Genomic DNA, 10879 nt, shown 5'->3' with positions numbered 1-10879 from the left:
TATCCTGACACCGGGGGACATCGTCGATACATATCTGCGGCTAAATAAGCCTTACCCGAATAAGGTCGCCCTTTCGAAGTGGAAGACGCTTGCGCGCATAAGCCCTGTAATTCCAGCCTTTTTCCACTTCGCCTAGAGCTTCTTTTCGGGTTTATTCGCCCTGTAGCATGAACCGCGGCCTGGCCGCGCAAAGCATCTGGAGAATCACCATGTACCGTAAATCATTTTCGAACAAAACAAGTCTCGGTCTGGCAGCTATTGCTTTGGCCGGTGGCATGAGCCTGGCATCGTCTGCGGCTTTTGCTGTTGAGCCATTGCCCAAAGGCTATCAACTGGCATCGGCAGATAAAGCCGGCGAAGGCAAGTGTGGTGAAGGCAAATGCGGTTCCAGCCAAGCCAGCGACAAGTCTGCTACTGCCGAAGGCAAGTGCGGTGAAGGCAAGTGTGGTGACGACTCTTTCGCCCGCACAGATACCGACCATGATGGCCTCGTCTCTCTTAAAGAACTGCTGGCGGTAGCGCCTCAGGGGGGTGAAGAATTTAAAGCGATGGACACCAACCACGATGGTTTTCTTTCGGAAGGTGAGGTTTACAAGTTCAGAAGCAACCAGTACATCTCTAACGGCAAAAAAGTGCCAGCCGAGCTATTTACCCGCATGAGCAAAGCGCAGAACTGATTCCTCCCGTCGTAGCATTCGCCCTCCCCCGCGCCTGCAGCCAGGGAGGGCGATTTGCTTTCTGCGAAGCGCCCATGTTAGATGCGGATTGATTACACAGCGTTATAAGTAATGTTCTCCGCCCCTGATTTATCCACTGAACGCGACACTCTAAAGTTCATCCCACTGCTCACCTCATCATGTCGATGGGGCGCCAACAGGAGACTTTCCCATGCCTTTCATCAGCGTTCGTATCACTCGCGATGGCGTCACTAAGGAACAGAAATCTCAAGTCATCGCCGAGATAACCAAAACCATGCAAACAGTGCTCAACAAGACCCCGCACCTCACTCATATCGTCATTGAAGAGGTCGACACCGATAACTGGGGCTATGCCGGAATTACCACCACTGAGTACCGCCATCAACTGACGGAGTCTAAAAAATGACTCTTCCCGTCAGTATCGATTTTGTGTCGGATGTGGCGTGCCCCTGGTGCGCACTCGGCGCCACAGCGCTGGAACAAGCCATCGCGAATCTTGCCGGCGAAGTTGACGTGGAGCTGACCTTCAAACCTTTCGAACTGAACCCGGACATGCCGGCCGAGGGCGAGCACGCCATCAAGCACATGATGCGCAAATACGGTCGCAGCGCCGAAGAAGTCGCTTCCCGCAATGGAATGATCATCGCGCGTGGCAAAGCCATCGGTTTTCAGTTCGACCTGGAAAAGCGCAGCCATTTCTACAACACCTTCGATGCCCATCGCCTATTGCTCTGGGCCGTCCAAGAAGGCCGTCAGCTCGCGCTGAAGAAAATCCAGCTCCAGGCATATTTCACCAATGGTGAGAACCCCAGCGACCACGAAACACTGGTACGCCTGGCCGGTGAAGCAGGACTTTCAACCACCCGCGCCCGCGAAATTCTGGCTAGCGACGCGTTCGCTATCGAAGTCCGTGAACTTGAAAGTTTTTACCTTGAACGCGGAATAAACTCGGTCCCGGCCATGGTGCTGAACGGTCGTCAGTTGGTCTCCGGATCGCTTTCAGTCAAGGAATACGAACAAATCCTCAGGCAAGTAGCACGAGAGTGCGCCACAGCCTGACAAAGCGACTTACCAACACGATGCCCGGGCAAGCCCCACGGCACCGGTCACTCAACTTGTGTGGAGTACATTGTCATGTCGAACGCCCACTGTCCGCTGAACCGCACCGCTTATCTGCTGGTTGATCCGTACAACGACTTCCTCTCGGAAAACGGTAAGGTCTTCCCTTTGATCAAGCCGATTGCCGAGCAGGTCGGGCTGCTCGACAACTTGCGGGCCCTCGATCGCGCCGTTCGGGCGCAGCACATTCCGGTGGTCATCGTACCGCACCACCGCTGGGAACCCGGCGACTACGAAGGCTGGGATCATCCGACACCAACCCAATGCAAAATCATGCACATGCAGCACTTCGCACGCGGTGAATGGGGCGGCGAATGGCATCCCGATTTCGCGCCAAAGGACGGCGACATTGTTGTGCAGGAACATTGGGGCGCCAGCGGCTTTGCCAATACCGATCTTGATTTTCGCCTGAAGCAGAAAGGCATCACCCACGTCATCATCGTCGGCCTGCTCGCCAACACCTGCATCGAAGCGACCGCCCGCTACGCCTCGGAATTGGGCTACCACGTCACCTTGGTGCGTGATGCGACCGCCGCTTTCCGTGCGGAAATGATGCACGCCGCCCACCACTTGAACGGCCCGACTTTCGCTCATTCAATCGTGACCACCCAAGAACTGATTGCTGCGCTGACAGCGCAGGAGTAATGGCAGATGAACCTCACCGATTTCGCCAGTTTGCCGAGGTGGTGCGTCAAGGCCGCTTTCTGCAACTGGCGATCGACCCAGCGCAACCTTAACGTCAGCCGCGCCCGTGCATGGACCATCGGCTGCAGAAAATCGCCATTGGCCCGGTGGCAATTTTCGGCGCAAATAACTTTCCGATTTCCTACTCGGTGGCCGGTGGTGCCACCGCGTCGGCACTGGCCGCCGGCGCAACCGTGATCGTCAAGGCGCACAAGCGCTGCGCAGTGCCATGGTGAAACGTGTAAGCGAAGCTGCCGCGCGGACGATGCTGACACCGGGCATTATGGCCGGTGAGCTGATCAACATATCCCATCCGGCGTAACGCTCCATTTAGAGTGTTCTCACTGATGCGCTTGCTCAGGTCGCTTCGATGCGCAAACAAGTAGCGTTGCGCCGGGACAACCTGGTCGAGCAAGTGACGCACAATCTCCAGCGCCTGAACCGACAGCGGGACAATGTAAGGCGGTACATTTTGGTTCTGTTTACCTGGCTTTCGCATCGCTAACTGTAGTTGCTTAACCACCTCCGCCGGTATGCCCCATAACCTCTGCTCCAGATCGAACTGATCGGGTGTCGCCAAGCGCAGCTCGCCTGTGCGGACACCGGTCAGCAACAACAATCGAAGGCCAAGACGCGTTTGGTCTGCGCCGCCGTAGCTTCGAAGAGCAGCCATCAATGCCGGGAGCTCGTCCATTCGGAGAAACGGATTATGCGTCACAGGAGGTTTGGGAAGCGCGACAACATCAAGGTCTGAAGCCGGGTTGTGTTCCAGCCCCTCGATCTTCACCAGCGCATAGCGGAACAATTGGTTGAACCAGGTCCGACATTTTTCGGCCGTCGTTAAAGCCTTGCGCTGTTCGATTTTGCTCAACAAATTCAGCAGATCGTGACGAGTGACGTCGTAGATTGAGCGCCCAGTTAGTATGGGCAAAACGTCTTTATCGAAGATCCGCAAGATTTGTGAAAGCGTACTCTGGCGCCCCTCCTTCAGGCTCAGCTTGCGGAACTCTACCCACTGATTGAACACAGCCTCGAAGGTATGCTCTGTGGCGAAACGAACAGCACGGCGCTGCTGCTTACGGTGCTGGTAGGGATTGATGCCTTGGGCCACCAAGGCACGCGCCTCGTCACGCCGGTTACGCGCTTCTTTGAGGGAGATTTGTGGGTAGCAACCCAAGGACATGCGCTTCTGCTTGCCTGTCCAGTAGTAGCGGAAGAGCCAGATTTTTCCGCCGCAGGCCGTCACATTGAGCGTGAGACCGTCGCTGTCACCGAGGGTATAGTCATTGCCGGTAATTCGGGCATGCCGAACTGTCATTTCTGAGAGTGCCATCGCGAGCTCCTGAACAGAGTCAGGGCCAGATACTCATCCCGCTGTGCAAACTGCTCCAGCATTAAACCGATTCAGTGCTCGTCAGAATCCTGGACTCAATTCTGGACTTAGACGCACCGGATACTGCTGGATTTCAGTGGTTTCCACCAGAACGAAAAAAAAGCCTTTCGGCCCTTATTTCAATCACTTACAGAACTCAGTGGAACTCTGTAGCGCAATATTTGGAGCGGGAAACGAGACTCGCATCTGGCGTCCGACTCATTGAAATCTAAGGGGTTTCTTTTCTTGCTCGTGCAGGAAAAGACTTAATTCTGGACTTGTTTTCTGAGGGTATCAAGATACATCGCCGTCAGTTAATCGTGATGGCAGCGGCGGACCCGACATTAGCAACGGGCAGACGCTGGGCGGAGTTAAGAGCGGGGATTGGAAGGATATTTCTGGGCCACCGTCCAAGGCCTTAAGGGCCAAGGACGGTGAAGACTTCAAAGACCCGGTTTCCGGCGGATCATAAGGCTGCTCCGCTTAAGTGACCCGCATTACACCGATACGGGGCTTTTTGTGGACAGGCTCAATCTTGGGTGATCGCCGCACTCAAGCTGTATCTGCCCCAGCGTCATCAAACAGTTGCTTGTCGAGATTCAAGACCTTGTCCATTACGTCCTGAGGACTGCCCTTACCCTCAACGGTATGGGTCTTGTAGTTGAAATCGAGTGCTATCCAACCCTGCAACTTCGCCTCATAACTATTAGGATACTGTGCCTGCTCAATAGCGGGCAAATCCTTATATTGTTCAAGTGCTGCAGTAAAGAATTTCGTCAGCTTTCCAGTTTCATTGTATTCCGCGATCGAATTAGCAACAACCTTCTGCCGCCAAGCATATTCCTGATCGGACGATTCACTCCACGCCGCGCGACGCTCGTTAGTCGTAAAACTTCCACTCTCATCATAGATAATCAATGAGAGCTGATCGCTCGACATACCCGCAAATGGATTTCTACCACTGCCATTGACAAACTGCGTTGCATTTTTCGCACGAGCCAATAACACAGAATCCTGAGTGTCAGGCACTTCAGCATCATTGGATTTTTTGTTGATAAAATAACCATCACCGGAAATCTTGCTCAAAAGCTCACTCGCTTTCGCGCCAAGCTCTTTCCTACTCAAACTTGAATCTCTAGCCGCCGCACGCGCAGCACTCTCACTCAATTGTAGAGAGAGTGAAGAAAGGCGACTGGTATCCTTATGATTACCGACATCAGCGCTTTCAGTTGCCACCTGAGTCTTCGTTAGCGATTCATTTTGGCTCGCCGTCACATTGGAAACCTGCGAACCAGAAAACCCATTTGAATTAATTGAACCGACCAAGATAATATCCTCCCTGTTATTAGCCATTCCTGAAAACGTGGCTAGTAAATTCATTATCGGCAGCACTCAAAAAAACTGTAATGATTCACGATGAATGGACGAACAAAACCGGTGCAGGCCCAGCGGCACGGGCAGTCTTTGCGCAAGCAGCCACACCGCTAGGCCCGGCTTGGGCCTTACTTCATGGTAAATTCAACAGACCAGGCGTATGTGGAGATATTGGTCGACGTTACTTTCGCCGTACACACTGCGCCACCGCTAGGTGTTGCCGTATTGTTCCATTTTGGAATAGTCGAACCTCCTGGACCAACTGTTCCAACGTAGGTTGCCAGGAACGTGCAAGTCTTCCCGCCAATGGTGTAGCGCAGGTTCGCATAGTTAGCAATAGGCGAAAGATTGCTCTGAACGGTATAGGTATCAGCACCACCCGCCTTGACAGTAGTCACTGGTTTCGGGATCGAATTTACATTAGTCGTGGCTTCATTATTTGTAATAATCGTATACGTAGCATCGGCTGTTCCAAGATTCTTGAAAGTAACAGCTACCGGAGGACCTGCCAGAGCTGAACCTGCCGCCAACATACCAACAGTCAGTACCGACAAAACAGATTTCGACATTTTCATGCACTTATTCCTTTTGATTTAAATTCCATACCTGCATTTTTCATGGAGCAGCGAAGCCTCTCCACACCACAACAACTCGATAAAGAGCAGACCTCACACGTCATGAAAACGTGAAAGTCCAGGCACACCCTTCCCACCGAAAAATCAGCACTGACATCTAGTTGATTAGAGGAATAATGCTTAAGGCGTATGACGTGCTTATTGCATCCCGCACACACGACAAATCCAAGTGACACACACTACGATATCCCTATCAACAGCTGGACTGTACCATGAACCTTTACACTTCAACCACCAACTCCTGCACCTTTGTCAGAACGGCGCGGGCCTCAACTCAACATATCCTGGCGCCAGATTGTCTACCTCAACACCGCCAGGCATGGCCCGCCCTGTGGTTACCACCACCTGGCTTGTTTTGTCAGACAAGGTAGGGCGATAGTTCACAACCGACTGCCCATGATTGTCGCTAGACAGCGCCTCAAGCGGCAACACCAGACCGCGATCACGGTGATAGGTGACAATCTGCAGCCTTGCACTCATTCCAAGTCGCAATCGCCGCAATTGCTCGCTCTCGATATTCTGAATAGAGGCAATCACCTCATAAAATGCCCCACCGGACACGGCCTGCGCGTCGACACCCTGCACACCGACGCTGTCAATCTGACCATGCAGCACCACGCCATCGAAACCATCACCAGTGATTTCCACCGGCAGTCTCTCATGGAGTTGGTGAACGTCGCTTTCCTCAACCCGTGCAACAACCTGCACCTGCTCGAGATTGATCAGTTCGAACAAGGGGACGCCTTGTCCAACACGCTGGCCTTTTTGTACAAATGGTAGATTAGCGCCACTTCCCTGAGGCGTACGAGAACGAATCACCACGCCGGCGAATGGTGCGAGCACGTCTCGCTGTGCCTGCTGCTCAAGCAGTGATTGATAACGTGACTGGGCGTTGGCCCATTGCATCCGGACTATCTGAAGGTGTTCTTCGCCACCTTTTTTCAAGACTTCGCCGAGTTCCGACTGGGCAGCCGACAGATCTAGCCGTTGCGACCTGACCTGCTGCTCAACTGCCTCCAACTCCATCCGCGGCACAATCCCTTGGTCGAGAAGAACTTTGGTTTCTGCCAATCGGCGTTCGTTATCTGCCAAGGTGGACTGGACGCTGGAAAGCGTCCGTTTTGCCCGAGCGACATCCTGCCCCTGGGACCAGCTCTCGACTTCCAACACATTGCGCCTGGCGATCAACTGCTCGGTCAAGGCGGAACGCAACTGGATGTCCAGTTGTGTCGTGTCCAGGCTCAGCAAGCGTTGTCCACGCTCAACACGCTGACCTTCCTTTACCGCAACGTCCGCGACAATCCCCTCGAAAGGCGACGACATGATTTGTTGCATCGCAGCCTCGATACGTCCGACAAGCCCCAGTCGACTTTCCAAGGGCTGATAGCCCACCTTGAACCAACTGGCCGCCGCGACCTGCTCCCGAGGAAGTAGAGGTATTACAACCAACACCGCAACGACCACAACCGCCATACAAGCCGCCACCAGGAGCAATCGCATATTGTGCCGACAAGCCAATCCGACTTCTTTAATCATTAAGGGCAATATCCCAGCTCGACAATGTGGTGCCCAATGCCTGATCCAGCAGAGTTCTTGCATTCAAGTAGGCGATGAGCGCATCAAGGCTCGTATTTTGTGCGTTACGAAAATCAGTCTCATAGCTGATAACTTGAAAATTGCTGGAGCGACCCACCTGTAACTTCTGTCGTTCGATATCAAGCTTTCGGCGCGATAGATCCCGCGCACGCAACGAGATTTCATACTGGCGCCAGCGCGTGTCGACCGTGCGAACCGCGTTCGTGACATCTCGCTCCAGGGTCTGTCGAGCCTCAACTGCATCAATCCCTTGGTTCTCCAGATTCACCTGAGCACGGACCACCTCCTGCCGACGATTGAGATCGCCAATCGGAATTTCAACCTGAATCCCCGCATACCCCTCCCAGCGACGATCCGAACGCTGCCCCTCTCTATCAGGGTAACGATCACTGACCTGGCTTGCTCCGCCGACCAATGAGACATCCCATAACTGGTTATTGCGGGCAACCGCCAGGTTGATGCCGGCCTGTTCATGCGCGATCAACTGTCCTAGGTATGCAGGCTGCTGCTCCAATGCTGTATCAAGTGCCTGCACTCGACTGAGCTGAACAGGCGTTGCATCCAGTGCTTCTACCGCCTGAATACGCGACTCCAGATCTAATGCCAAAAGCTGAAGCAACTCCAGACGATAGGCATCCAATTGATTTTGGGCCTCTTGTACACCCAGCTCCTGAGTAGCGTAATCGGCCTCGGTTTGCACAATCTCAAATTCAGCCATACGGCCGGCAGTAATCATGGCTTTGTTGACGTTCAGTAACTGCTGCGAACGACTCAATGCCTCTGTCGCGATACGCAACTGCTCTTGAGCGCGAAGTACATCACGGTAAGAGGTGATGATTTGCGTGACGGTTTGCGCCACCGTCGCTTTCAAGGCAAGACGGTTCGTCAGCTCGGAAAGCCTTGCTGAACGCATCGGCGCTGTCGTGATCTCCACTCCAGCCCCCCGAAGCAAGGGCTGTATGAGCGTAAACGTCGCACCATCGCTGCGGGTACGCCCGTCATTATTGCTATCGGTCAACTGATTGGCCCAAGAGAGACCGAGCCGTGTACCGAACTCCCCCAACAGCGTGGTCGTAGGCGATAGCTGCCGATAGCGTGAACCATCGCTTTCATTGCGCTCACCCCGATAGTCGCCCCTCAATACCAACTTGGGCGTGAACAGGTCCTCAGCGACGCGCAGATCGAACTTCTGCGCGACACGCTCAAGGTAGGCACTACGGATGGAGCGGTTACTTCGCAACCCCAGATAGACAGCATCGGCCAACGTCAGATTGATCGTTTCGGCCCGCAACGACACCGCGACACCTGGCATCGACGCCTGAGACGGCGTGAGCGCGGCGAACACCGTCGACGCAGATAGCATCCACAGCAGCCCCAGCAAAAACGAAAATCGCTTGTGCTCAATCATCTCGCAAGGCCTGAACCGGTTGCAGGCGAGACGCAGTCACGGCGGGATAGAGGCCGAAGAATAGGCCGATCAATAGGGAGCTCCCCACCCCCAGCGGCAGAGATTCAATGGCCAAGGTAAATGGCCACCCTGAAAACCATACGAACAAAAAAGCTGAAAGCAGTCCGACGGCCGCCCCGGCCAGTGAGCCCGTCACTGACAAACAGGCCGCCTCCAGAAGGAACAACATCCGAATGTCGCGTGCCCGAGCACCGAGGGCCATTCGCACGCCAATCTCGCGACGACGCTCAGAGACATTCATGAGCATCACATTCATCACGCCAGCCCCTCCGACCAGGAGGGAAATCCCCCCAAGGCCGGCCAACAGATAGGAAAATGTGTTGGATTGATGTGTAAGGCTGTCGATCAGCTGTTGCGGCACAAGAACCTCAACGTCATGCCCCTTGAGCACCCCTTCCAGATAAGCACGTAAGTCCTGTGCACTTTTCGCGATCAGTCCACCATCGTGCACCTTGGCAATCACACTACTGATTTGTGGAGAAGGCTGAAGTCGTCTCATGCTCTCTATCGGTATAAACAGTGCTTCATCTACCTGAATCGGGATCAAGGGGTTCGGAGCCTGAGGTCGTGCAATACCTATCACTTCAAACAGATACCCTTCGATCTGAAGCTGCATACCCGCGACCAGCGGCCTGCCCGATCCACCGATTCCCAGTTCATGAGCAACCTTGGCCCCTGCGACGATGTAGGTGGTCTGGTGATCGAAATCGGAGATAAAGCGTCCTTGAGCAAGTTTGAGATCCAGGGTTTCGGCCAATCCTCCGGTCGTCCCCAAAACCACCGCGTCGACTGTTCGCCCTGCGTAACGAACTTGACCTGAATGGAATGTCGTTGGGGCCACTTGGGCGATGGCAGGAAGTTTTTTTAGAAGCGACTGAGTATCAAGCGTGGGCGGCATCGTTTGACTGTTGAGCGGAGAGAATGGAAACGACGCCACAATGCTCTGAGCCCCCATCCCCTTGAAAGCCGTCATCGCTTCGTTCGCGGCGTTCTGACCGATGTTGAGCAGCGCAACAATCGCCGCGCAGCCAACTGCAATACCCAGCATCGCCAACCACGAACGCCGCCCCAAGAGACGCAGGCTGTCCAGGGACTCAATCAACGCGTGCAGAAGACCCGGACCTTGACGATGAGGCGAACTTTCAAGCATCCGTCATTGCTCGCCTGTTTGCAGTTTCTTTCAGAATCCCACCCTCTACCTGCAAACAGCGCTCAAGGCGTTCGGCCAACTGCGCATCGTGAGTCACCATGACTAATGTCACCGCCTTCTCATCGTTGAGACCGAGCAGCAGTTTTATCACGTCATGGGCCGTTGAGCGGTCCAAATTACCTGTCGGCTCGTCGGCAAGAATCAATGAAGGATTTCCCACTAAGGCTCGCGCAATCGCCACACGCTGACGTTGCCCACCGGATAGGTCGGCGGGCCGATGATCTGCTCGATCACCCAACCCCACACGCCCAATCTGGATCCGCGCGCATTCACGCGCTTCGCTGCGCGTAAAGCCCCGGTAGAAAAGAGGCAGGGCAACGTTATCGAGCGCAGTCAGGCGAGGAAGCAGATTGAAACTCTGGAACACGAAACCGATCTCACGGTTGCGTAGCTGAGCACGCTCGTCAGCCGTCGCCTCGACCATGTTGCGGCCAGCGAACCAGAACTGGCCAGATGCCGGACGGTCAAGGAGTCCTAAGATGTTCAGCAGCGTGCTTTTGCCGGAACCGGATGTACCGAGAATCGCGCACGTTTGCCCACGCTGAATATTGAGCGTCACATCACGCAGAACGGGCATGTTTTGCCCCGCCATAGGATAAGACTGGCAGACATCGCTCATGGCGATGAGCGAATGTGTCGACTGTGTCGACTGTGGCTCCATGCCGGACCTCTTTTCTCCATTGATCCAGCCGTCTGGCCAGAGTTTTCGCGAAGCGACACATC

General features: G+C 54.4%; 10 protein-coding genes and 3 pseudogenes. 6 read left to right on the top strand and 7 right to left on the bottom strand.

Going from position 1 to position 10879, the window contains the following annotated elements; translation table 11 throughout:
* Positions 1 to 209: 209 nt before the first annotated feature.
* The 5 genes and pseudogenes from J7E36_RS16735 to J7E36_RS25315 form a co-directional block, all read left to right on the top strand.
* Positions 210 to 677 carry an HvfA family oxazolone/thioamide-modified RiPP metallophore gene (locus J7E36_RS16735; RefSeq protein WP_215004919.1) on the top strand — a complete coding sequence of 156 codons (468 nt, stop codon included), beginning with the start codon at positions 210 to 212 and terminating at the stop codon, positions 675 to 677.
* A gap of 211 nt (positions 678 to 888) precedes the next feature.
* Positions 889 to 1104, top strand: coding sequence for a tautomerase family protein (locus tag J7E36_RS16730; protein WP_215004917.1), 216 nt, complete (start codon positions 889 to 891; stop codon positions 1102 to 1104).
* The gene (locus J7E36_RS16725; protein WP_215004914.1) at positions 1101 to 1757 is read left to right on the top strand and encodes a DsbA family oxidoreductase; all 657 of its coding nucleotides are present in this window, start codon (positions 1101 to 1103) and stop codon (positions 1755 to 1757) included. Before J7E36_RS16730 ends, J7E36_RS16725 begins: the two co-directional genes overlap by 4 nt.
* A gap of 75 nt (positions 1758 to 1832) precedes the next feature.
* Positions 1833 to 2462 (top strand): isochorismatase family cysteine hydrolase, encoded by a 630-nt coding sequence (locus J7E36_RS16720; RefSeq protein WP_215004911.1) that lies wholly within the window; start codon positions 1833 to 1835, stop codon positions 2460 to 2462.
* 17 nt (positions 2463 to 2479) lie between these two features.
* Positions 2480 to 2713 (top strand): annotated as a pseudogene (locus tag J7E36_RS25315) (aldehyde dehydrogenase (NADP(+))); the annotation flags it as partial.
* A gap of 62 nt (positions 2714 to 2775) precedes the next feature.
* On the opposite strand, the pseudogene J7E36_RS16715 reads toward J7E36_RS25315, so the two are convergent.
* Positions 2776 to 3834 (bottom strand): annotated as a pseudogene (locus J7E36_RS16715) (tyrosine-type recombinase/integrase); the annotation flags it as partial.
* A gap of 350 nt (positions 3835 to 4184) precedes the next feature.
* Here J7E36_RS16715 and J7E36_RS16710 point away from each other — a divergent pair.
* Positions 4185 to 4364: pseudogene (locus tag J7E36_RS16710) on the top strand (IS4 family transposase); the annotation flags it as partial.
* Between the two features lie 61 nt (positions 4365 to 4425).
* Here J7E36_RS16710 and J7E36_RS16705 read toward each other — a convergent pair.
* The 6 genes from J7E36_RS16705 to J7E36_RS16680 form a co-directional block, all read right to left on the bottom strand.
* Entirely contained in the window at positions 4426 to 5253 is an 828-nt protein-coding gene (locus J7E36_RS16705; RefSeq protein ID WP_231286390.1) for a hypothetical protein, read from the bottom strand.
* A 122-nt stretch (positions 5254 to 5375) separates the two neighbouring features.
* Positions 5376 to 5822: a hypothetical protein gene (locus J7E36_RS16700; protein WP_215004908.1), complete on the bottom strand. Its 447-nt coding sequence runs from the start codon at positions 5820 to 5822 to the stop codon at positions 5376 to 5378.
* A gap of 312 nt (positions 5823 to 6134) precedes the next feature.
* Positions 6135 to 7418, bottom strand: a complete 1284-nt coding sequence (locus J7E36_RS16695) for an efflux RND transporter periplasmic adaptor subunit (protein WP_231286389.1) — start codon at positions 7416 to 7418, stop codon at positions 6135 to 6137.
* Entirely contained in the window at positions 7411 to 8886 is a 1476-nt protein-coding gene (locus J7E36_RS16690; protein WP_215004905.1) for a TolC family protein, read from the bottom strand. Before J7E36_RS16690 ends, J7E36_RS16695 begins: the two co-directional genes overlap by 8 nt.
* On the bottom strand, positions 8879 to 10096 hold the full coding sequence (locus J7E36_RS16685) for an ABC transporter permease (protein WP_215004902.1): 1218 nt from the start codon (positions 10094 to 10096) through the stop codon (positions 8879 to 8881). The genes J7E36_RS16690 and J7E36_RS16685 overlap by 8 nt, the downstream gene beginning before the upstream one ends.
* A complete protein-coding gene (locus J7E36_RS16680) occupies positions 10089 to 10817 on the bottom strand; it encodes an ABC transporter ATP-binding protein (protein WP_215004899.1) in 729 nt (242 codons plus the stop codon). Before J7E36_RS16680 ends, J7E36_RS16685 begins: the two co-directional genes overlap by 8 nt.
* Positions 10818 to 10879 lie beyond the last annotated feature (62 nt).

Source organism: Pseudomonas fluorescens (genome assembly GCF_018614775.1).
Classification (GTDB): domain Bacteria; phylum Pseudomonadota; class Gammaproteobacteria; order Pseudomonadales; family Pseudomonadaceae; genus Aquipseudomonas; species Aquipseudomonas fluorescens_BY.
Note: the sequence above shows the minus strand (reverse complement) of the source record. Positions and strands in the feature narration are given on the sequence as shown.